Annotated in this window: 26 protein-coding genes and 2 riboswitches; all 26 genes read right to left on the bottom strand. The window is 43.9% G+C overall.

The annotated features are described in order from the left end of the window. Positions 1-2: 2 nt before the first annotated feature. A complete protein-coding gene (locus tag ATG71_RS08125) occupies positions 3-1,565 on the bottom strand; it encodes a Na+/H+ antiporter NhaC family protein (RefSeq protein ID WP_098439182.1) in 1,563 nt (520 codons plus the stop codon). A 115-nt stretch (positions 1,566-1,680) separates the two neighbouring features. Next, positions 1,681-1,863: riboswitch (Lysine riboswitch) on the bottom strand. Between the two features lie 79 nt (positions 1,864-1,942). Continuing rightward, positions 1,943-2,707, bottom strand: a complete 765-nt coding sequence (yunB, locus tag ATG71_RS08120) for a sporulation protein YunB (RefSeq protein ID WP_098439181.1) — start codon at positions 2,705-2,707, stop codon at positions 1,943-1,945. A 58-nt stretch (positions 2,708-2,765) separates the two neighbouring features. Then, positions 2,766-3,878 carry an HD-GYP domain-containing protein gene (locus ATG71_RS08115; RefSeq protein WP_098439180.1) on the bottom strand — a complete coding sequence of 371 codons (1,113 nt, stop codon included), beginning with the start codon at positions 3,876-3,878 and terminating at the stop codon, positions 2,766-2,768. 178 nt (positions 3,879-4,056) lie between these two features. Next, complete coding sequence (locus ATG71_RS08110) at positions 4,057-4,359, bottom strand: YunC family protein (RefSeq protein WP_098439179.1); 303 nt, start codon at positions 4,357-4,359, stop codon at positions 4,057-4,059. A gap of 56 nt (positions 4,360-4,415) precedes the next feature. Then, positions 4,416-5,768, bottom strand: a complete 1,353-nt coding sequence (locus ATG71_RS08105; protein WP_098439178.1) for a bifunctional metallophosphatase/5'-nucleotidase — start codon at positions 5,766-5,768, stop codon at positions 4,416-4,418. Positions 5,769-5,795: 27 nt separating this feature from the next. After that, entirely contained in the window at positions 5,796-6,620 is an 825-nt protein-coding gene (locus ATG71_RS08100; protein ID WP_098439177.1) for a sulfite exporter TauE/SafE family protein, read from the bottom strand. 21 nt (positions 6,621-6,641) lie between these two features. Next, positions 6,642-7,484, bottom strand: coding sequence for a DUF72 domain-containing protein (locus ATG71_RS08095; protein WP_098439176.1), 843 nt, complete (start codon positions 7,482-7,484; stop codon positions 6,642-6,644). A gap of 148 nt (positions 7,485-7,632) precedes the next feature. Further along, the gene (sufB, locus tag ATG71_RS08090) at positions 7,633-9,030 is read right to left on the bottom strand and encodes a Fe-S cluster assembly protein SufB (RefSeq protein ID WP_034763673.1); all 1,398 of its coding nucleotides are present in this window, start codon (positions 9,028-9,030) and stop codon (positions 7,633-7,635) included. A 38-nt stretch (positions 9,031-9,068) separates the two neighbouring features. Next, positions 9,069-9,509, bottom strand: coding sequence for a Fe-S cluster assembly sulfur transfer protein SufU (gene sufU, locus ATG71_RS08085; protein ID WP_034763670.1), 441 nt, complete (start codon positions 9,507-9,509; stop codon positions 9,069-9,071). After that, a complete protein-coding gene (locus ATG71_RS08080; protein ID WP_098439175.1) occupies positions 9,499-10,728 on the bottom strand; it encodes a cysteine desulfurase in 1,230 nt (409 codons plus the stop codon). Before ATG71_RS08080 ends, sufU begins: the two co-directional genes overlap by 11 nt. Further along, positions 10,728-12,038: a Fe-S cluster assembly protein SufD gene (gene sufD / locus ATG71_RS08075; RefSeq protein ID WP_098439174.1), complete on the bottom strand. Its 1,311-nt coding sequence runs from the start codon at positions 12,036-12,038 to the stop codon at positions 10,728-10,730. Before sufD ends, ATG71_RS08080 begins: the two co-directional genes overlap by 1 nt. Positions 12,039-12,055: 17 nt before the next feature. Beyond that, positions 12,056-12,841, bottom strand: a complete 786-nt coding sequence (gene sufC, locus ATG71_RS08070; protein ID WP_098439173.1) for a Fe-S cluster assembly ATPase SufC — start codon at positions 12,839-12,841, stop codon at positions 12,056-12,058. Positions 12,842-13,142: 301 nt separating this feature from the next. Continuing rightward, positions 13,143-13,289: a YuzK family famiily protein gene (locus ATG71_RS23335; protein ID WP_167562138.1), complete on the bottom strand. Its 147-nt coding sequence runs from the start codon at positions 13,287-13,289 to the stop codon at positions 13,143-13,145. A gap of 325 nt (positions 13,290-13,614) precedes the next feature. After that, complete coding sequence (locus ATG71_RS08065) at positions 13,615-13,980, bottom strand: carboxymuconolactone decarboxylase family protein (RefSeq protein ID WP_079532028.1); 366 nt, start codon at positions 13,978-13,980, stop codon at positions 13,615-13,617. 133 nt (positions 13,981-14,113) lie between these two features. Next, complete coding sequence (locus tag ATG71_RS08060; RefSeq protein ID WP_098439172.1) at positions 14,114-14,938, bottom strand: MetQ/NlpA family ABC transporter substrate-binding protein; 825 nt, start codon at positions 14,936-14,938, stop codon at positions 14,114-14,116. Between the two features lie 15 nt (positions 14,939-14,953). Beyond that, positions 14,954-15,622 carry a methionine ABC transporter permease gene (locus tag ATG71_RS08055; protein WP_098439171.1) on the bottom strand — a complete coding sequence of 223 codons (669 nt, stop codon included), beginning with the start codon at positions 15,620-15,622 and terminating at the stop codon, positions 14,954-14,956. After that, a complete protein-coding gene (locus ATG71_RS08050) occupies positions 15,619-16,641 on the bottom strand; it encodes a methionine ABC transporter ATP-binding protein (protein WP_098439170.1) in 1,023 nt (340 codons plus the stop codon). The genes ATG71_RS08055 and ATG71_RS08050 overlap by 4 nt, the downstream gene beginning before the upstream one ends. 141 nt (positions 16,642-16,782) lie before the next feature. Then, positions 16,783-16,889: riboswitch (SAM riboswitch) on the bottom strand. Positions 16,890-17,000: 111 nt separating this feature from the next. Continuing rightward, entirely contained in the window at positions 17,001-17,351 is a 351-nt protein-coding gene (locus ATG71_RS08045; protein ID WP_098439169.1) for an SCP2 sterol-binding domain-containing protein, read from the bottom strand. A gap of 239 nt (positions 17,352-17,590) precedes the next feature. Next, on the bottom strand, positions 17,591-17,908 hold the full coding sequence (locus ATG71_RS08040; RefSeq protein WP_098439168.1) for a thioredoxin family protein: 318 nt from the start codon (positions 17,906-17,908) through the stop codon (positions 17,591-17,593). 2 nt (positions 17,909-17,910) lie between these two features. Next, on the bottom strand, positions 17,911-18,267 hold the full coding sequence (locus ATG71_RS08035) for a toprim domain-containing protein (protein WP_060673038.1): 357 nt from the start codon (positions 18,265-18,267) through the stop codon (positions 17,911-17,913). Between the two features lie 180 nt (positions 18,268-18,447). Continuing rightward, on the bottom strand, positions 18,448-18,684 hold the full coding sequence (locus tag ATG71_RS08030; RefSeq protein ID WP_098439167.1) for a YusG family protein: 237 nt from the start codon (positions 18,682-18,684) through the stop codon (positions 18,448-18,450). Positions 18,685-18,777: 93 nt separating this feature from the next. Then, complete coding sequence (gcvH, locus tag ATG71_RS08025; protein ID WP_061809722.1) at positions 18,778-19,161, bottom strand: glycine cleavage system protein GcvH; 384 nt, start codon at positions 19,159-19,161, stop codon at positions 18,778-18,780. A 128-nt stretch (positions 19,162-19,289) separates the two neighbouring features. Next, the gene (locus ATG71_RS08020) at positions 19,290-19,646 is read right to left on the bottom strand and encodes an arsenate reductase family protein (RefSeq protein ID WP_098439166.1); all 357 of its coding nucleotides are present in this window, start codon (positions 19,644-19,646) and stop codon (positions 19,290-19,292) included. Between the two features lie 113 nt (positions 19,647-19,759). Beyond that, positions 19,760-20,062 (bottom strand): ArsR/SmtB family transcription factor, encoded by a 303-nt coding sequence (locus ATG71_RS08015; protein WP_098439165.1) that lies wholly within the window; start codon positions 20,060-20,062, stop codon positions 19,760-19,762. A gap of 30 nt (positions 20,063-20,092) precedes the next feature. Beyond that, entirely contained in the window at positions 20,093-20,350 is a 258-nt protein-coding gene (locus ATG71_RS23965) for an SDR family oxidoreductase (protein ID WP_353616274.1), read from the bottom strand. After that, positions 20,301-20,873 carry an SDR family NAD(P)-dependent oxidoreductase gene (locus ATG71_RS08010; RefSeq protein ID WP_353616273.1) on the bottom strand — a complete coding sequence of 191 codons (573 nt, stop codon included), beginning with the start codon at positions 20,871-20,873 and terminating at the stop codon, positions 20,301-20,303. Before ATG71_RS08010 ends, ATG71_RS23965 begins: the two co-directional genes overlap by 50 nt. Between the last annotated feature and the right edge of the window lie 104 nt (positions 20,874-20,977).

Genomic DNA, 20,977 nt, shown 5'->3' with positions numbered 1-20,977 from the left:
TATTACTCTGCAGTTGCAGGTTTTGCTTTTTCACCGAACAAAAAGGCAAAGGCCAAGATCAAAATGATGACAACTGCGAGACCAAGTATGGTGCTGCCGGTGAATCCTAATACAAGGTAACCGATTGCTGCAACAACCGCACCGATGACCGCATATGGAAGTTGTGTAAGCACGTGATCGATATGGTTGCTTCCCGCTCCAGTAGAGGAAAGGATCGTTGTATCCGAAATAGGTGAACAGTGATCACCCAATACAGATCCCGCAAGCACCGCTGCCATGGCAGGAAGTAAGATCGTTACATCTGATGCTGCAGCAATTTCTCCGGCGATCGGCAGGAGAATCCCAAACGAGCCCCAAGAAGTTCCCGTTGAGAAAGCCATGATTCCGGCAACCAGGAATAAAATGACCGGAAGTGCCTGCATCGGCAGATTTGATTGCTCTACCAAACCAGCAAGATAGGTACCTGTTTGCAATTGGTCGATAAGCGTAACGATCGTCCAGGCAAAGATCAGAATGTAAACAGCCGGAAGCATCGACTTGATCCCTTCCACTACGGCTGTCCCGATTGCACCCGCTTCAATACCTTTCAAGCTGACTTGACGCAGGAAGAAAATCAGGGCAATCACAAGTCCGAATAATCCACCGTATAATAACGATTTCGTAACATCCGTATTTTCAAAAATCGGCAGCAGGTCAAAGGATCCCACCGCTTGATATCCCGTCCAAAGCATCATGGAAACTGTACCGATGACAAGAGCCACGATCGGCCAGACAAGATCGCCTACAGATCCTTTTGAACTGACCGGAAGATCGTTTTTCAATTCACCGGGAATTTCTTTGCCGGGATCATAAAGATCTCCCGTTTCAAGAGCCCGTACTTCATGCTCTTTCATTTTACCGAAATCAAGTCCCTTATAAGCAACCATGACAACAAGCAGGACTGCCGCCCACACGTAAAGGTTCATCGGGATCATTTGTATGAAAGCTGAAAATGCCGTGTATTCCGTGATGCTGTGAGCAGTAAGAATAGAACCGATGATTCCGATAATATAAGCTCCCCAGCTCGAGATTGGAGAAACAACACATATTGGAGCAGATGTTGAATCGATGATATAAGCTAACTTTGCACGTGAAATTCTATGTCGATCCGTGATGGGTCTTGAAACCTGACCGACAGCAAGGGCATTAAAATAGTCGTCAATAAAAATGATGATACCTAATACCGCAGCCAAAAGCTGTGCACCCTGTCTTGTCTTCACACGTTTCATCGCCCATTCACCGAATGCGCGGCTCCCGCCGGAGATATTCACAAATGCCGTGATGATACCAAGAATGAGTAAGAAGAAAATGATGTAAACATTCCAGGTGTTAAGTCCGCCATCTGCCACAAAGATGCCCTTAAAGGCGTCCCACATAAAGCTGAATGTTTTCGTAATTGAGAAATCTGCCAACAGAAAGGCAGACGCAATGATTCCTACTCCCAATGAAAGCAGAACCCGTCTTGTAAGGATAACCATAAGAATGGCTAAAAGGGGTGGTAATAATGAGTAAATCGTGTTTTCCATAGTGTCCTCCTCCTATTTGATAGGGGGGAACCATCGTAGCATGATAGAGGATAATAAAAAAAGGCAACGATAGAGAAACTATCATTACCTTTGTTAGTAACGTAAGTGCTCCATCACGATCTGTAGCTCCCCATTATAGAGATTTCCCTATAATGACAGTGTTATCCTTCTTCAAGACAACCCCAGCAAATATCCCTTCGACAAGCATATTTACTTCGGCAAAGATTCCCTTTTATCTGTTTTCTCAGTTGTCATCCTCGAACAGATTACTCTTGAACCCTGCGCCTCTACCCCATCGGACTGATGATGTGGTGTGTTATAAAATTTTCTTTATTAATATAACAAACTATCAATCTTTTGACAACTTTTTTTCCTGACTAATTTGTGGGAAATTCAATGGAAGGACTCGATCCCCCTCCACCATTGTTATAAAATTGCGGTACATCCAGATGGACGGTGCCCATGGCGACCAGGATATCCTGCTTGATCGTTTCGGTTTTCGTGGCAAACGGGATGATGATCTGCACATTCACTTCAAGCTCCACAAATACCTTCACAACCGCATTATTGATCCCGAATTGCTCTACCGTCGTTTTCACATCGGACCGTACATCACCGATGGAATGGAAGCGGATCGGGATTTTCGGCCCCAGGTTCCCGAGCAATACGTTGTTCGTTGCCTGCCCCAAAGGAACGGAATAAGTAATGCCCTTTGATGTTTTGGACTTCCCTTGATCAATTTCCACCTCAGTGAGGAATTCAAGATTTTCAATATTTCCCGCTTCTGCTTCCTGGAGATTCTGCTGTACCAGATTTGTTATCTCTGCCTGGACCCTGTTGATCGTTTGTGTATTGTATTTAAACGAGACGATATCGCCTTCTTGGTTCTTCACTTCTTCTGTTATATCCGAAATGTCCAGAACATCGGCAATCTTCTTATTGATGGCTTTGTTAATCACTAGGGTACCGATCCTGCTCGTCTGTGTCTCGGCATACGCAAGCAGTGTCGGCTTCAACCCTTTGTTAATGATCCACAATCCGAATCCAGTTGAAATCATAAAGAACAGAAACGTAATGATCATGACATGACGAAAAGGCAGCGGACCTCCTCTTCGGGGTTTGTAGGTTTTGAACTTAGACACAAAAATCCCCCCTTACAAGCTATTTGTATGCATTGTAAGAGGGGTTTAGCGCAAAAATTTATTTAATCTTAAAAGATTGCGGTTCATAATCCGGATCAAAGCCTGTAATCATCTTGTCTAATTCCTTGCTTAAATCGAGTGGGTAAGGAGAGTCTGACTCCTCCCCGTCTTCCTCGATGATCCGGATGACAGGACGGTCTGTGACTCCTCTATTTTGATCGGTCACAATCCCTTTCCTTCCATCATTCAGTTCCACGATCATGCCATTCGGATACATCGCAACCGATGACCGGAATGCTTCAATCACTTGTGAATCGAACAAGGATCCCGACCCTGCGTATAATACCTCTAAAGCCTGATGGGGAAGCATCGCTTTCCTGTACACCCGGTTTGAGGTCATGGCGTCAAAAACATCGGCCACAGCGATGATCTTTGCGAACGGATGAATATCCTCACCCTTGATCCCCCGCGGATAACCGGACCCATCGAGCCTCTCATGATGCTGATAGGCACAGTGCGCGATGATCAGGGACACCGAATGCAGCTGTCTCAAGATTTCAAAGCCATGTTCAGAGTGTTTCTTGATTTCACAGAATTCGTCTTCCGTAAGCTTCCCCGGCTTCAATAGGATTTCTTCAGGCACAAGCATCTTACCGATATCATGAAGGATCGCCCCAACACCGAGCTGCTCCAGCTGCTTCTGTGAGAGCTTCAGTTCGAGACCGATGGAAAGTGTATATAACGTAACATTAAATGAGTGATGAAAAATATAGGAGTCGTATGTAAACACATCTGTCAAAATCGTCAGAAGATCATGATTCGCCTTTACTTCGGACAGGACGACATCGATCACCTGCTTCAATTGAGTGGCACTATCTTCAATCATGAGGAGGCTTGGCTTCTCTTTGGATGTGCTTAATTGATTGAAGGCCATCTCGATATTCTGAACCGCCTCTTGTCTCACTTTACTCGAAACGGTGCCCTTCACATGAATTCCACTGGAAAGAGAGTCTTCAATATAAACATACTGAATACTAAGCTCCTGCAATCTGTAAATCATGCGTTCTGTAATGGGAACATTATCATGAATCAACGCTTGACCTCTCATATTATATACCGTTGTAGCTAGAACCATGCCGGGTTTCAAAGCCCGTGTTGATATAAGCCTCATAGAATTCTCCTATGTAATTCTTTCATTTTTCGACAAAATTTCCTAGTATCTCCATTATAAAGGATTAAAAGGATCTTGCAAGGTGTATTTGGTTAAATATTCATGAAAGAATATAGAGGAAATGAGAGGGATAAAACAAAGACCAGCCGCTATAAAGAGCACTGGTCATTCTCAGGTTCTATATCATTTTTAACAGGGCGTCCCTTCCGGCCATTCCCGTGTGGATGCCGAGATTCGCTGCTTCGTAGGTGACGGACTCCAGTGGCGCATCGAGAAGCTGATCGATGGTTTTCACACCAACCGCCCTTCCCGCGATGATCCCCCTGTCCTTTAATTTTTCATTCAGCAGCGCAACATCCAGTGCCCCACACATTATATATCCATTTTCACTCGTCACGACGAGGAGATTGGTTTTCGGAAGTGCAACAGAAATCGCTGTAAAGATATGTCCCCCAATCGTAATCGGAGATACATTCATCATGTCTCATCTCTCCCTTCACTCATATGTATGTCATGAGTGTGGAAACGGTGAGTCATTTACTGTTTCAATTTCCATTCGAGGACATCCCGTAAAAATTCCGGCATAAAGTACTTCTTTTCAAGCCTCTGAAGGTCCGGAAAGAAGTGGCCGAATGTAAACATATCCGGCAGGGCCAGCTTGTATATCTTCCCGGGCTCGATCGGATTGTTTCCGATGAAGATGTCATGGTCCTCAAAGTGGATATTTGAATACACGAACCTTCCCATCACTTTCCCCCTAAAACCAAGTCCCTTCACTTCAAGATGCGGCCAGTCCTCATTAAGGGTCTGCTTAATGATTTCCTTCAGCTCGGCTCCTTTCATCCGGATCATACAGGGGTTGATCGGGTGGGGAAGGATGCGATGAAGATCTTGCTTTGTCACCATTCCTTCGTCAAGCCCATCTATGAGAAGACCTGCATTAAGGAAACCGCAATCAGCTCCACACCACTCCATTAGTGCATCACAAAGCACTACAGGAAGCGTCGACGTGTAAAACCAGTCAACCGGGAAGGATTTTGTCAGGCTGGTCACTTCCTGCTTTAATAGCTCCTCCCCGTCCCGGAACCATTGTTCCCTTTCCTCCGCTTCCCTGACAACCTCCGGAAGTTCCCCCTGCTCATATAAACGGGCCTTCTTTTCCATGACCTGCTTTGTGGATGAATTCACCTCGATCGTCATGTGACCGACATAATGCCCATACTTCCCTGCAGCACCAAGCATGGTGCCATTCACCTCTTTCCCCTGTGGTAAGACATGATGAGTATGGGCCCCCAGGATAACGTCTATGTCAGGGAATTGTTCCCCGATCATCTCGTCATCCCTAATTCCCAAGTGGGAAAGGAGTATGATCATATCGACGCTTGGGCGAATCTCCTGAACCAGCTTCCTCAGTTCATCCAAAGGCGAGGTAATGTTCCAGCCCAGAGCTTCGTAAAAAGGTTTGAAATAGGCCGTCAATCCGATGACGCCAACTTTCACTCCACTGGCGGTCCGATAAACCCGGTGAGTCTCCGCCCAACCTGGACGCCTTGAAGAACGATCCAGCAGGTTTCCTACAATCACATCAAATCTGGCACCGTCATACAGGGTGTTTAAATCATCATAATCCAATGTGATTCCTTCATTGTTCCCGATTGTTACAGCATCGAACCCGGCTTCATTTAATAAATCAACGTTCCCTTTTCCTAACGTCGCTTCTGTCAACGGATGCCAGCGATCCACATGATCACCGATATCAAATAGATACACAGACTCCCCGTCATTCATATGCCTCTGTTTTCTTTGTTTTAAAAAGTCCCTGATCCTTGGCCAGTTCTCAAGGTGACTGTGAAGATCGTTTGTATGATAAATATGAATGGTTTCTCCCATTAATCGTTCACTCCTATTGGAGGAATGTTATCCTGTCATTCCTTGATAAATCAATCGAATACCAATTAAAATCAAAATAATCCTCAATACGCTCACCAATACTTTGGACTCGAGCTTCGTATTGATATATGCCCCGACCTTTGCCCCGATCCACGCTCCAGGAATGAGGGCAAGTGCATACAGCCATTTGACATTCCCGAACAACACATGTGTCCCCGAGCTCACCAATGCCGAAAGAAAAATCATAAACATGGATGTTGCAACAGCCACATGGGGCGGGAAAAGAAAAATCAGAATCATGGCAGGGACCATGAGAGAGCCTCCGCCAATGCCAAACAAACCAGAAGTAAATCCAACAACGAAGGCGATCATCACTCCAAGTAGTGGAGGGTATCCATACCGGAAGGTTTCTCCACTTGGGTCGGTAAATTCCCTCTGAAAAGAGGCATTCCTGAATTTTTCTATAGGCTTTAATTTATTCCTGATCATCAGAATGAGGGCCACCAGTATCATAAAGATACCAAAATAAAGATTGAAGCTTTCCATATTCAATCCCTTGTTCACCCAGGCTCCAAGAATAGAACCGGGTCCGCTGCCCGCAAAGAAAATCAATCCGCTTTTATAATCGACGGTTTTATGCTTTAAATATGCAAGGGTGGAAGATAACCCTGTGAATATCATGATGACCAGTGAGGTACCCACAGCGGTCTGCGGGTTCATCCCTTCTACCAGGCTTGTATATGTACCAAAGTAGATCAGGGCGGGTACAATGATGACGCCACCGCCTAAACCGACCAGTGATCCTATTGCACCTGCCAAAAGCCCGATTGATAGAAGAACAATCCATTCCATCTTTCTTTCATCTCCTGTCGGCTAAAATAAATCCAGCTGCTTCGGGGCAAGACCTTCATACTCAAGCCCCAATAATTCAATCAATTCTTTCGCATTATCAGCCGCGTCCCCACCAGAATTATTGTTAAAAAGAATATAAAGATCCTTAGACCTTTCGTGCAAGTGATGGAGGTGGGGAATCCATTCCTCCATCTCAGCACGATTATAGCGATACAAATAGCGGACCTCCCGCCAATCTTCCCCATTCGGTTTATTCCAACCATAGAGATTCCTGCCGTGAAAACGGATGAGAGTGGCCTCTTCATGCGTCGCTTCCAGCACCCGCGGCACAGATCCTTCACCTGCCTGGGGTTCATCGCAAATACTGTGGATCCATCCTTCTTTTCCCATGAACGTCAGGGTCTTGTCCCGATATTCGGGCCTGAACCAGCTCTGATGCCGGAATTCAAGTGATACAGGAAGTTCTTTCAATTGCTCCCTGCAATACCGAATATAATCGACATTCTCTTTTTTACAATCGTACCATGGGGGGAATTGAAGAAGGACCATCGCGAGTTTCCCTGCATTCGTGTATGGAGTAAGGGACTCTTTAAATGCTCTGAACATCCCTTCCCTTGTTTCAAACGGGATCTCGCCACGCTGATGACCCGTCATCCCCTGGTATGCTTTTACAATGAATTTAAAGTCCTCTGGTGTTTCCTTTACCCACTTCTCCCCATTTCGAATAGGCTGGACAGCATAAAACGTCGTGTCCACCTCGACTATGGGGAAATGAGCTCCGTATTCTTTTAGTTTGTCCCTGGGGGACACATTCTCATAGAGAGTATCATGATCTCCCCAGCCTGTTACACCTATGTATATCATCCGCATTCACCTGCTTTATTATGAACATGTCCATTTTATCATAAGGGAAATGGAAATTCTTATGTTTGGATTGATCGAGAAAATAAAAGGGGGATTATTGGAACGAAAAAACTCCCCTGATGATTCATCAGGGGAGTTTGATTGATTATTATCCGATAGAACCTTCCATTTCGAACTTGATCAGGCGGTTCATTTCGACTGCGTATTCCATTGGAAGTTCTTTCGTGAATGGCTCGATGAAGCCCATTACGATCATTTCTGTTGCTTCTTCCTCTGAAATACCACGGCTCATAAGATAGAATAATTGTTCTTCTGATACTTTTGAAACCTTCGCTTCGTGTTCTAACGAGATGTTATCGTTCAGAATTTCGTTGTAAGGGATCGTATCGGAAGTCGATTGGTTATCCATGATCAGCGTGTCACACTCAATGTTTGAGCGTGCGCCTTCCGCTTTACGGCCAAAGTGTACAATTCCACGGTACGTCACTTTACCACCATGCTTGGAGATGGATTTAGAAACGATTGTAGAAGATGTATTAGGTGCAAGGTGAATCATTTTCGCTCCTGCATCCTGGTGCTGGCCTTTACCTGCAAGTGCAATGGATAGTGTCATACCACGTGCGCCTTCACCCTTAAGGATGACCGCGGGATATTTCATCGTCAGTTTCGAACCGATGTTTCCATCCACCCATTCCATCGTTGCGTTCGCTTCACATACGGCACGCTTCGTTACCAGGTTGAACACGTTGTTCGCCCAGTTTTGAATCGTCGTATAACGGCAGTACGCATCTTTCTTGATGATGATTTCAACGACCGCCGAGTGAAGTGAATTCGTTGTGTAAACCGGTGCTGTACAACCTTCTACATAGTGAACGCTTGCGCCTTCATCGACGATGATCAGCGTACGCTCGAATTGACCCATGTTTTCAGAGTTGATACGGAAGTATGCTTGAAGTGGAGTATCCACCTTTACGCCTTTAGGAACATAGATGAATGATCCACCGGACCATACCGCTGAGTTCAGGGCAGCAAACTTGTTATCCGTCGGAGGGATTACCTTTGCCCAGTGCTCACGGAAAAGTTCTTCATTTTCTTTAAGGGCGGAGTCTGTATCTTTGAATACGATTCCCATATCTTCAAGATCCGATTGCATGTTGTGATAAACAACTTCTGACTCATACTGAGCAGAAACCCCTGCAAGATATTTTTGCTCTGCTTCTGGAATCCCTAATTTATCAAACGTCTGCTTGATTTCTTCAGGTACTTCATCCCAGCTGCGCTCTGACTTTTCAGAAGGCTTCACATAGTAAGTGATCTCATCGAAGTTCAGTTCCTGCATGTCTCCACCCCACTGAGGCATAGACATATTATAAAAATGCTCAAGTGACTTCAAACGGAAATCAAGCATCCACTTAGGCTCATCTTTCATACGGGAGATTTCTTCAACGATTTCCCGCGTCAAACCACGTTTAGAACGGAAAATTGATACGTCTTTATCGCTAAAGCCATATTTATAGTCTCCGATCTCAGGCATCTTCTTTGCCATGTTGATTCCTCCATTCTTAAATAGAGTCGGAGAAGAGCTTATTCCTGCTCTTCTTCCTGCACTCCTTTTTCCATCGCTTTCCAGGCCAGTGTCGCACATTTGATACGGGCCGGAAATTTCGCGACTCCTTGTAATGCTTCTATATCTCCTAAATCCACATCGTCGTCATAATCATTGCCCTGCATCATATCAGAGAAGATCTTCGAAAGCTTGAGTGCCTTCTCGATCTCTTTTCCTTTGACCGCCTGTGTCATCATGGACGCAGAAGCCATGGAGATCGAACAACCTTCCCCGTCGAACTTCGCATCCTGAACGACGCCATCTTCAACCTTTAACGTAAGGTGAATGCGGTCTCCACATGTAGGATTATTCATATCAATGGTAAAACTCCCATCCTCTAAAGAACCTTTATTACGTGGATTCTTGTAATGATCCATGATGACTTGTCGATATAACTGATCTAAATTATTAAAAGACATCGCTGAAAAACTCCTTTGTCTTCACCAGGCCGGCAACAAGTTTATCAATATCTTCTTCTGTGTTGTAAAGATAGAAGCTGGCACGTGCCGTTGCGGATACGTTCAACCACTTCATAAGCGGCTGTGCACAGTGATGGCCTGCGCGGACGGCAATCCCTTCTGCATCAAGCACGGTTGCAACATCATGGGGATGAACATCATCTATGTTGAATGTCACAAGACCGGCACGCTGACCGGGATCACTTGGTCCGAAAATGGTCATACCCTCTACTTCGTTCATCTTATCCAACGCATAAGCGGCAAGCTTATGCTCATGCTCTTCGATGTTATGAAGACCGACTTGCTCAAGGAAATCGATGGCGGCTCCAAGGCCGATGGCTCCAGCAATGATCGGAGTGCCTCCTTCAAATTTCCACGGAAGCTCTTTCCAAGTGGATTCCTGTAGCCCGACAAAGTCGATCATCTCTCCACCGAATTCCACAGGCTCCATATTATTCAGATGCTTTTTCTTGCCGTACAATACCCCGATCCCGGTGGGACCTACCATCTTGTGACCGGAGAAGGCGAAGAAATCACAGTCCAAATCTTGTACATCAATCTTCATATGTGGAGCAGCCTGTGCTCCATCCACCACCATGACGGCGCCATTTTCATGAGCGATCCTGGTGATTTCCTTGATTGGATTCATCGTACCGAGTACGTTTGAAACCATCATGATGGAAACGATCTTCGTTTGAGGAGTGACGGTCTCCCTTACATCCTCAATTGCAATCGTTCCATTTTCCTGCAGAGGAACGTATTTCAACGTTGCCCCTGTTTCTTTCGCCAGCTGCTGCCAAGGTATGATATTACTGTGATGCTCCATATGAGTGATCACAATTTCATCACCTTCGCCTAAATTAGCCCTGCCGTAGCTGGCAGCGACGGTATTGATCGCGGTTGTCGTCCCACGGGTGAAAATGACCTCCTGGGTAGAGGAAGCGTTGATGAAATTACGGACCTTTTCACGGGCCCCTTCATAACCATCTGTCGCTCTCGTTCCAAGGGTATGGACCCCGCGGTGTACATTCGAGTTATATCCACGATAATAATCGTTCACTGCTTCTATGACGGAAACCGGCTTTTGAGAAGTTGCGGCACTATCAAGATAAACGAGTGGATGGCCATTTACTTCCTGGTCGAGAATCGGAAATTGTTTACGAATCTCTTTTACATCCATTAGTTTACTTTCCTTTCAATTACCTCAACCAGCTGTTTCTTGACTCCTTCGATCGGTAATTGTTTTACCACAGGAGCAAGGAAGCCGTGAATCACAAGACGTTCAGCTTCATGCTGTGGAATCCCGCGGCTCATTAGATAGTAAAGTTGAAGTGGGTCCACTCGACCAACTGAAGCAGCGTGGCCTGCCGTTACATCATCTTCATCAATAAGAAGGATCGGATTCGCATCCCCGCGTGCTTTTTCGCTAAGCATCAATACGCGTGATTCCTGCTCTGCATTTGACTTCGATGCACCATGTTCAATCTTACCGATACCGTTGAAGATAGAAGATGATTCATCCTTCATGACGCCATGCTTAAGGATGTATCCTTCAGAATTCTTACCGTAGTGAACAACCTTAGTCGTGAAGTTTTGCTTCTGTTTGCCGCGTCCAACGACTACGGTTTTCGTATCACCATATGAGCCATCGCCCATAAGGTTCGTCACGTTTTCAGAAACGGTGTCACCGTCGTTCATTAATCCTAAAGCCCACTCGATGCGTGCATCCCTTGCAGCTACTCCACGACGGTTCACGTAAGTCGTGATTCCGCTTGAAAGATTGTCCACTGCACCGTATGCCACTTTTGCGTTATTGTTTGCCAATACTTCTGTGACAATGTTATAGACCCCATCTTCTGCGTCTACAGTAGAGATATAGTTCTCCACATATGTGACGGAGCTATTATCTTCAGCGACAACCAATACGTGGTTGAACATCGCAACTTCTGCATTGTCGTGAACGTAAACCGCTTGAATCGGTTGAGAGAGTTCCACGTTCTTTGGAATGTAAAGGAATGCCCCTCCATTCATCAATGCTGCGTGAAGGGCAGTAAGCTTATGCTCATCCGTTTTCACGCCTTCAGTCATGAAGTACTTCTGTACAAGCTCGCTGTGTTCTTTCACAGCCGTAAAAATATCCGTAAAAATAACACCGTTGTCTTTTAATTCGTTTGATAGTGAAAGAAAAGCAGGTGTATTATTCCGTTGAATATAAAGACTTTGATCTTTGTTATCTAAATCAACTAATGCTTTCGCTTCTTCAGGCAGCTCGCTCAATGATGAAAACGCGTCACTTTCCACTGTATGCTTCTGGAATTGAGTGAAATTCCAGTTTGTGATCTTCGTTTTATCTGCAACAGGAAGGCTAAGATCCTTTACTTTATCAAAGGCATCTGTACGAAGGGTTGTTAACCATTCCGGCTCTCCAAGTTGTTTTGAGTAGGAGCTGACATAGTCTAGATCTACTGGTAGTTTCGTTTCTACAGTCATTTTCATCCCCCTAACACTTACGCTTCTTGGCCGACAGTTTCGTCTTTGATTCCCAGCTCTTCTTTAATCCAGTCATATCCTTCTGCTTCAAGGCGCTGTGCTAATTCTTCGCCGCCTGATTTCACAATGCGTCCCTGCATCATAACGTGAACGTGATCAGGAGTGATGTAGTTAAGAAGGCGCTGATAGTGAGTGATGATCAAGCAACCGAAATCTTCCCCACGCATCTTGTTGATTCCTTTAGAAACAACTTTTAGTGCATCGATATCAAGACCTGAATCGATCTCATCAAGGATGGCAATCTTTGGCTGAATCATCATCAATTGAAGGATTTCATTACGCTTTTTCTCTCCGCCTGAGAACCCTTCATTCAGGTAACGCTGAGCCATATCCGGATCCATTTCCAAGTATTCCATTTCAGAATCCATCTTGCGGATAAATTTCATAAGAGAAATTTCTTCTCCTTCTTCGCGACGGCTGTTGATCGCTGAACGTAAGAAGTCTGCGTTCGTTACTCCACTGATTTCACTTGGGTACTGCATTGCAAGGAAAAGACCTACGCGGGCGCGCTCATCCACTGCCATTTCAAGTACATCTTCCCCGTCGAACGTGATGCTTCCTTTTGTCACTTCATACTTCGGGTGACCCATGATAGCAGAAGATAAAGTTGATTTACCTGTACCATTTGGTCCCATTACTGCGTGGATTTCTCCACCTTTAATTTCAAGGTTAACCCCTTTCAGGATTTCCTTCCCTTCAATCTCAACATGAAGATCTTTGATTGTTAAAGTAGAACCTGCCATGTATATTTACCTCCGTGACTTTATAATGAATTTAAGAATATAATTCTTTAATCATTCTCAATTTATTCTCATTACAATCTTATAACAAATAAAAGCTATTATCAACTTTTTCAAGTTGTCAGTTCATGTTAACCGATCGATAGAATCCCTTTCTAGTGTTGGCCAAAACAGGTGGGAAAATGTAGGGTGTCGATGACCTGTGTTCTTAGTTGGGTGTATACAGGCCTCGCACCACTTTGATCCTTGATAAAAAACAAAAAACCAGTGCATCGTCTACACTGGTTTGCTTTTTTTCTTCCTATTATATATTAGCGTGCACCCTGCGATCAAGTGCTGCAATCATTCGGCGGCTTTCCTTGTAATCCTGCTCTCTTTTCTTCTCTACTTGCATTCTGACTTCATGCTTGCGTTTGTACACCTCATAACCTATTCCATGGGCTCCATGCATTGCCTTCTCCATTTCACTTGTGTACGAGATACTCTCAAGAGAGTCGATAATGAATCATTCCTTTCGGGTTTTTAATTACTTTACAACTATACTACCCCCTCGTTCACAAGACAAAACCGGTATTTCCTCATTTTTTCTAAAATTCATCCGTCAGCCTGATTCCCGGGGGCTACCCTTAAGTTTTCACAAAATTCCGCCATTATACTGCCAAATAATACTGTCCCGGTGAAATTTTATAAAACGATATGTATATTTATTACCATCAGAGGTATGAATTTTAAAAAGTACCCATAAAAAAGAGAAGGATTTCTCCCTCTCTGAGCACTCATTGCTTTAGTTGATTCAAATCCTGAATCGACTGCTGTACTAATGTCACAGCCTGACTCATGACAGCTCCTCCACCGAATGCTGCTGTCACTCCGATGGCTTCGAGGATTTCTTCTTCAGAGCATCCTTGATCGAGGCATCCTTTTGTATGATAGATGATACAATATTCATCCTGGGAATAAAGGCTGATTCCAAGTGCAATCAACTGTTTTTCCTTTTTGGAAAGGACTCCTTCTCTGAAGCAGTGCTCTGTAAACGTATTGTATTGCTCTGCAAGCTCAGGCATTTTCTCAGTGAAGATTCCAAGTCCCATTTTATAATCATGAAGGGCTGCTTCGGTTGTGTTTCTAGGTTCCATCTGCATATCATCCAACTCCATTTCGAAAATAGATTCATCGGAAATAGTATGAGCCAATTTGGAAATGAATATGTTAAAAAGTTACCAAATCACCACTTGATGAAAGAAAGCCGATGCATAAGCACCGGCTTTCCTAATATTATTCCGTTACGGGTACTACGGCTCCATCCCATTCTTCATTGATGAAGTCCTGGATTTCTTTTGAGCGCAGGGCTTTGACCAGTTCTTTCACTTCTTCTTTGTTTTCGTGACCTTTATTCACAGCAATTACGTTCACATACGGGGAGTTGCTGTCTTCGATGGCGATGGAGTCCTCAAGGGGTTTCAAGCCTGCATCTATCGCATAGTTGGAGTTGATCACAACTGCGTCCCCTTCTTCATTTTCATACATTTGCGGAAGAAGAGCCGCTTCGTACTCATAATCGAATTTCAGTTTTTTTGGATTTTCTTTAATGTCCTCAAGCTGTGCCTGTGTATTTTCCACGCCGTCTTTTAACGTAATCAGACCCTTTTTCTCTAATAAAGTAAGGATACGGCCATGATCGGATACAGAATTACTCATCAAGATCGTGGCACCTTCAGGAAGGTCCTCAAGAGATTTATACTTTTTGGAATACACACCGATCGGCTCGATATGAATACCGCCTGCATTGACGAAATCATATTCGTTCTCTTTCATCTGCAAGTCCATGTAAGGTACGGTTTGGAAATAGTTCGCATCCAAATCACCATTATCCAAGTCTTTATTCGGAAGGATATAATCTTGATATGTTTCGATTTGCAGGTCGATTCCCTTATCTTCCAAAATCGGTTTCACTTTTTCAAGGATTTCCGCATGGGGAACGTTTGACGCTCCTACCACTAATTCCTTCTCGTCACTGCTTCCGGATCCGGAATCACTCCCGCATGCTGCCAATCCAAAGATACTTGTTGCTGCTACAATTCCTGCTAACCATTTTTTCATCTGTTTTCTCTCCTCTTATCGTTTGTCTAATTTATTTGTGAAGTAGTCACCAATGATTTGAATGGCAAATACTACGAGTAAAATCATGATGGTCGCGGCAAGGGTTACATCCTCCCTGCTCCGTTGAAAACCATCCAGGTAAGCGAGGTTTCCCAATCCCCCGGCACCGATGACACCCGCCATTGCCGTGTACCCCACCAGGGCGATGGCTGTTACCGTGATACCTGAAACCAAAGCCGGAAGAGATTCGGGAATAAGCACTTTCCATATGATTGTGCTTGTCTTCGCCCCCATCGCTTTCGCTGCTTCGATGACGCCTTTGTTCACTTCTCTTAATGCAATTTCAACCATGCGTGCGTAAAACGGTGCTGCTCCGATGATCAGGGCGGGAAGGGCCGCGTTCGCCCCACGTATGGTATCCAATAAGAATTTGGTAAATGGAATCAGTAATACAATCAGGATAATGAACGGAATCGAACGGAATACATTGACCACTGCACTGGTCACCGTATAAGTAAGCTTGTTTTCCCATAAATTCTCCTTGGATGTAAGAAATAACAGGATTCCAAGGATCAGTCCTACTACGAAGGTAATCAGGACCGACATCCCCGTCATATAAAGGGTTTCAACAGTCGCTTCCCACATCTTCTCCCAGTCCACATTCGGAAATACATTTTCTATCATCCTCTGATCACCTCCACTTTGACCATCTGTTTCTCAGCGAAGGCAACGGCTGCATGAATCGTCTCTTCGTTTCCATCAAGATGGACGAAGAGCGTACCATAAGCCCCTTTTTGCGTTTGGGAAATCTGTCCTTGAAGAATATTGACATCCAGGTCGAATCTTCGGATCAAGCTGGTAATGAGCGGTTGCTCAGTCGATTCACCAACGAAGGTGAATTTCAGTACTTTCCCTTTCGGATACTGAGCTAAGAGGTGATCAATCGTTTCCCCCGTTTCTTCCACTTGAGATACTTCTCTCACAAATCGTTTTGTCACCTGCTCTTTAGGATTTCTGAACACTTCAAGAACATCCCCAAGTTCTACCACCTTCCCTTGTTCCATGACCGCCACACGATGGCAGATTTTTTTGATCACATGCATTTCATGGGTGATCAGGACGATGGTCAGACCTAAACGTTTATTAATATCCACCAATAAATCAAGGATGGAATCGGTTGTTTGCGGATCCAAAGCAGAGGTGGCTTCGTCACAGAGAAGGACGTTTGGATTATTTGCAAGGGATCTCGCAATCCCTACCCTCTGTTTCTGTCCACCGCTCAACTGGGATGGATAGGCGTCTCCTCTTCCATCCAATCCCACCAGCTCCAATAATTCATTGGCCCTTCGCACTCTCTCTTTCTTGGAAACTCCAGCGATTTCTAAAGGAAACTGGATATTTTCAAGTACCGTTCGTGACCACAGGAGATTGAAATGCTGAAAAATCATCCCGATTGACTGCCTCGCCTGCCGAAGATCTTTTCCTTTCACTTTGGAAACGATCTGTCCATTCACGTTCACGGTTCCATTTGTGGGAACTTCAAGCCCATTGAGCATACGGATCAACGTACTTTTACCTGCTCCACTATAGCCAATCACTCCAAAAATTTCCCCTTGGCCAATGTCGATGTTGACGCCATCAACGGCTGAAATCGGTCCTGATTTTGATTGATAGATTTTTTTCACATCTGAAATGGTAATCATGCTGTCTCCACCTTCTTTCCGAGTAAAACGACATTTTTAATTAGAATTATAGTTACGCCCGCACACAGCCTTCAGGGAAACAATAAAAAATGCCTTCCTGCGATAAGCAGAAAGGCATAATCATATATAGGACTATCCTTTCTCTCATCTTTCAAAGCAAATGCTTTGAGTGAATTGGCACCATTTCAATTTTCATTGACGGTTGCCGGGCTTCATAGGGCACGTCCCTCCACCTCTCTAAATAAGAGTAAAGTATCGATTTATTTAATTTTTTGAATTGTTAAAGACTCTGAAAATTTGCTACAAGAGAGATTCTATCATCGAAAATACAAGTGTGTCAATTCTTTTTCTTCTTTTTTTCATACTTGAACCGGTTCCTTTACCCTGGACCTTGTCAGCCAAAGGATCGACTCTACGAATAATAGCTGGCGGTATCCACCCCTGACTTCCAGGATGCCGTTTTCGATCAGTTGTGACAATCGCACTTCTCCTGTAAGCAGGGAGAGCATGTCCATTTCTTGTCCCTCAATGACGAAATGCGATTCCCCGTCACCATCAGGCAATACAGCACAATCACTGTTTGAAATGGAGATTGCAAATCGTTCCTTTTCACATTGAAACTGTAGAATAAATGGGCTGTCTGGAAACAAGAGTCGTAAGTGATACCTTGAATGACACTGATCTACTAATTCCTCTAAATATATTCGCATGATACCCTCCCAGTGAAACTTCTATATAGTATCAATTCCACTTTTAGGTATTTTTCCCTTTTAGACATTCTCGACATGTTCTGAATGAGTTTATCTTATTTGTCGAACAGTAAGAAATGGGGTGATGACCAGTCAAAAAATGATGGGATTCGAAACATTTCCCAAGAAATATGTCCTCGTTTGTAGAAAGAAAATCCACAAAATAAAAAGACCTTGTCTAAAAAGGTCTCTTATCCCCACTAGCTGTTTTGGATTTTGTTGATGGTTTCGTATAGGAATGGGACGGATTGAAAGGCATAGATTCTTTCGATTTCCTGTCCATCTTTAAATAAAAGAAGGCAGGGGACGCTTTCAATTGATTGTTCTTCTGCGAATTGGGGCAGATAGTTCAGGTTCGCCTTCACAAAATGAAATGACTGGGGGAGTTTCTCGACCACTTCCAACATTTTACCCGCGACCTGACATGTACCACACATCGGTGTATAGAGATAAACGGCTTCCAACGCATGGTATTTGATCGATTCGTTTAATTCTTCTGTCTGACTTACCTCCAACAAAACTAAATCATCCTTTTTCCTAGATATTCTTTATGCACATCGATATTTGCACCAATAAGAACGGAAGCAAGATGATATTCCGGGGCTGCGGCCACTTCCTTATACATTCGATCGATATAAAGGTGTTCCGCCTCGGGGAATTCACGCTTGAATTGTTTACGTAACTTCTCCCCTGCATCATCCGCATCGACGAGGATGTATACATCCCTTTCAAACAGCTCATCGATGAGTTCGTCCATTTTTGTGATGCTGATCGTTCCATTTGTGCAAATAATTTCAATCGGTTCTTTGATTATGCCTCTTACTTTCCGCTTGTCGGTTGTACCTTCGACAATGATTACCTTTTCGTCAAGTTCCATCATGATCATCACCTTATCTTTCAGAAATAAGATTAGGATAGTATATTCAGATAACAAGAGATGATGTCCACTTTCTATTCATATTTTCTCATGTTTACAAAAAATAGTGCAAGTGGTTTGTTTCATTGCTGATAGAAATGGTGCCAGATCCATACACGAATCTGGCACCGCTAGTCACCTTTAACACCATCCACCTTCGTCACAATCCGTGTACCTTGCATCATGTCCTTCGGTGGAAGTATAGTTCTGATAAATTTTATTTTCTTTTGCTTCAAAGTTCGGTTCCATTGTCAGTCCATCAAGGGGCAGGGCCATTTTGCCGATTGACTGACCGTCGAGGAAAAATTCGACTTCACCATTTTCAAGCCTGCCTGTCACCCTGCTTGTAACATCTAATTTCTTTGGTTCAAGGACCATACGTATTCATCCTTTCTATTTGCGAATACCCATATGATGCCCAAAAAGAAAAACAAAACACCTTGAGAAATCCTCAAGGTGTCCGGGTGGAAATTATCCTTCATTGATCATTTTATCATACTCTTCAGCTGTCATCAGCTTGTCTACTTCTCCAGTGTCTGTTGGTTCCACAACGACCATCCATGCTTTTTCATATGGTGATTCGTTCACGAATTCAGGGCTGTCGGACAGCTCTTCATTCACTTCTACAACCTTACCGGAAACAGGTGCGTATAGCTCAGAAACGGTCTTTACCGATTCAACACTGCCGAAAGGCTCGTCCGCTTTGATTTCATCTCCAACTTCAGGTAACTCGACGAATACGATATCGCCCAGTTCAGATTGTGCAAATGATGTGATTCCTACGCGTACATTTTCCCCTTCAACTTTGACCCACTCGTGTTCTTCTGAATAACGAAGTTCTTTCGGTGTACTCATTCTCTATCCCTCCAAATGCTAGTTATACAACCTAATATTGACACACTTTTCATCGAAAAAGCAAGAAAACTAAGTGTGAATAATGAAACTTTTTCATCGTCCATGATCTGGAAATCACTTACCCTTTTTTACTTCCAGGTTTCCTCGAACGTTTCTTCTTTAAAACCTACGGTCACCTTGCTTCCATCCGTTGTGATCGGACGTTTGATCAGCATCCCGTCAGAGGAAAGGATTTCAAATAATTCATCGTCAGAAGCTGAATTCACTTTGTCTTTCAAGCCAAGTTCGCGATACTTTTTGCCACTTGTATTGAAAAACTTCTTCAGAGGAAGTCCACTCTTTTCGCACAGGCTTTTAAGTTCCATTTTTGACGGGGGATTTTCTACAATATGTATTTCATCTATGGAGAGACCCTGGTCCTCCAGCCACTTTTTTGCTTTTTTACATGTACCGCATGTTGGATAAGAATAAAAAGTCAATGACATCATTGCACCACCTTTCCTGATAGGTACCGGGTAGGGTGTATTTCCCATCCGGTCACCGTGAATCTATTTCTTACATTCGACAATATCCGTTAGTATCCTTCTTTTCCGGAACATTACTCACATTGTTCTTCAACGGTTTGTACCAATTCTTTGAGGAGGACGGTTGCGTTGTCCAGCTCAAGAGAATAGAAACGCTGTGTTCCTTTTTGCTCCAGTGATACCAGCTGCTGATCTCTCAGGATCTTCAGGTGATGGGAAACAGCAGGTCGGGATAGTGTCAGATTTTCAGTTATCTGATTGACCGTAAGAGGTTCTTGTTCGGCAAGAAGTAAAATTATGTCCTGACGATAAGGATCACTCAGCGCTTGAAATAATGGAATACAAGCACGGAATGTATCAATTGCTTTTTGACCCATAGCCTTCTCCCTCCAACTCATTCACATTAATTATACCCGTTCCTGTACCTTCCGAACAATATTCGTGACCATTTTACGCGGCATGAATCGAATCGCCTGAGTCAGTATCCGGTTTTTCATACCTGGTATGATCACTACTTTGTCCTTTGTCATCATTTGTTTATATCCTTCTTCCACAACATCTTCCACACTCATCACAGCCGACTGGAAGAGCTTGGAGGACTGAAGTTCCGCAGCATCACTGAAACCTGTTTTGGTGGCACCGGGGCACAGAGCGGTCACTTTCACCCCTTGGCCCCCCCCATTCATTGGCCAAAGCTTCTGAGAAAGACAGGACATACCCTTTTGTTGCATAGTAAACGGCCATCAATGGACCGGGCTGAAATGCTGCTGTTGACGCAACATTTAATATACGGCCACTCTTCCTGCTCACCATATCCTTACCGATATACTTACTTAGCTCAGTCAGGGCCGTGATATTCACTTGGATCATATCCAGCTCTTTGGAAAGTTCCGTTTCCTCAAACTCCCCGAATAATCCGAATCCGGCATTATTGATGAGAATATCGACCCTGATTCCTTGTGCTTTGATTTCATCATAAAGCTTCTTTGTGGCCTGGGATTTCGAAAGATCAGAGATAAACACGTGCGCTTTCACCTCATATTTATTTGTGATTTCTTGTGATAACGCCAGCAGCTTTTCCTCACTTCTGGCTACTAAAATCACATCATGCCCGGATCCGGCAAATTTATGGCTGAAATTCAGGCCGATACCACTTGAAGCACCCGTAATTAAAACAGTCTTATTCATCTATCCTTACCACCTTTTCTTATATGTTTAAACACTTAAACACTTAAACGCTTAAACATATAGTAATCGAGAGTACGATTGATGTCAAGTTGTGAATATAAATA

It is taken from the genome of Bacillus sp. es.034 (genome assembly GCF_002563655.1).
GTDB lineage: Bacteria > Bacillota > Bacilli > Bacillales > Bacillaceae_B > Rossellomorea.
This window is presented reverse-complemented; position numbering and strand designations above follow the sequence as displayed.

What these genes read in the sequence shown, in the direction of transcription:
- ATG71_RS08095 (WP_098439176.1), bottom strand. Translation starts at nt 7,484, where the DNA reads ATGATATACATAGGTGTAACAGGCTGGGGAGATCATGATACTCTCTAT.
- ATG71_RS08010 (WP_353616273.1), bottom strand. Translation starts at nt 20,873, where the DNA reads ATGAATAAGACTGTTTTAATTACGGGTGCTTCAAGTGGTATCGGCCTG.
- ATG71_RS08055 (WP_098439171.1), bottom strand. Translation starts at nt 15,622, where the DNA reads ATGATAGAAAATGTATTTCCGAATGTGGACTGGGAGAAGATGTGGGAA.
- ATG71_RS08035 (WP_060673038.1), bottom strand. Translation starts at nt 18,267, where the DNA reads ATGGAACTTGACGAAAAGGTAATCATTGTCGAAGGTACAACCGACAAG.
- ATG71_RS08110 (WP_098439179.1), bottom strand. Translation starts at nt 4,359, where the DNA reads ATGATGAATGTATCTCCGATTACGATTGGGGGACATATCTTTACAGCG.
- sufU (WP_034763670.1), bottom strand. Translation starts at nt 9,509, where the DNA reads ATGTCTTTTAATAATTTAGATCAGTTATATCGACAAGTCATCATGGAT.
- ATG71_RS08050 (WP_098439170.1), bottom strand. Translation starts at nt 16,641, where the DNA reads ATGATTACCATTTCAGATGTGAAAAAAATCTATCAATCAAAATCAGGA.
- sufB (WP_034763673.1), bottom strand. Translation starts at nt 9,030, where the DNA reads ATGGCAAAGAAGATGCCTGAGATCGGAGACTATAAATATGGCTTTAGC.
- ATG71_RS08030 (WP_098439167.1), bottom strand. Translation starts at nt 18,684, where the DNA reads ATGGTCCTTGAACCAAAGAAATTAGATGTTACAAGCAGGGTGACAGGC.
- ATG71_RS08100 (WP_098439177.1), bottom strand. Translation starts at nt 6,620, where the DNA reads ATGGAATGGATTGTTCTTCTATCAATCGGGCTTTTGGCAGGTGCAATA.
- ATG71_RS08115 (WP_098439180.1), bottom strand. Translation starts at nt 3,878, where the DNA reads ATGAGGCTTATATCAACACGGGCTTTGAAACCCGGCATGGTTCTAGCT.
- ATG71_RS08020 (WP_098439166.1), bottom strand. Translation starts at nt 19,646, where the DNA reads ATGTCATTGACTTTTTATTCTTATCCAACATGCGGTACATGTAAAAAA.
- ATG71_RS08045 (WP_098439169.1), bottom strand. Translation starts at nt 17,351, where the DNA reads ATGCGAATATATTTAGAGGAATTAGTAGATCAGTGTCATTCAAGGTAT.
- gcvH (WP_061809722.1), bottom strand. Translation starts at nt 19,161, where the DNA reads ATGAGTACACCGAAAGAACTTCGTTATTCAGAAGAACACGAGTGGGTC.
- ATG71_RS08080 (WP_098439175.1), bottom strand. Translation starts at nt 10,728, where the DNA reads ATGGATGTAAAAGAGATTCGTAAACAATTTCCGATTCTCGACCAGGAA.
- ATG71_RS08125 (WP_098439182.1), bottom strand. Translation starts at nt 1,565, where the DNA reads ATGGAAAACACGATTTACTCATTATTACCACCCCTTTTAGCCATTCTT.
- ATG71_RS08105 (WP_098439178.1), bottom strand. Translation starts at nt 5,768, where the DNA reads ATGGGAGAAACCATTCATATTTATCATACAAACGATCTTCACAGTCAC.
- ATG71_RS23335 (WP_167562138.1), bottom strand. Translation starts at nt 13,289, where the DNA reads ATGCATGGAGCCCATGGAATAGGTTATGAGGTGTACAAACGCAAGCAT.
- ATG71_RS08060 (WP_098439172.1), bottom strand. Translation starts at nt 14,938, where the DNA reads ATGAAAAAATGGTTAGCAGGAATTGTAGCAGCAACAAGTATCTTTGGA.
- sufD (WP_098439174.1), bottom strand. Translation starts at nt 12,038, where the DNA reads ATGACTGTAGAAACGAAACTACCAGTAGATCTAGACTATGTCAGCTCC.
- sufC (WP_098439173.1), bottom strand. Translation starts at nt 12,841, where the DNA reads ATGGCAGGTTCTACTTTAACAATCAAAGATCTTCATGTTGAGATTGAA.
- ATG71_RS08015 (WP_098439165.1), bottom strand. Translation starts at nt 20,062, where the DNA reads ATGGGTCAAAAAGCAATTGATACATTCCGTGCTTGTATTCCATTATTT.
- ATG71_RS08065 (WP_079532028.1), bottom strand. Translation starts at nt 13,980, where the DNA reads ATGCAGATGGAACCTAGAAACACAACCGAAGCAGCCCTTCATGATTAT.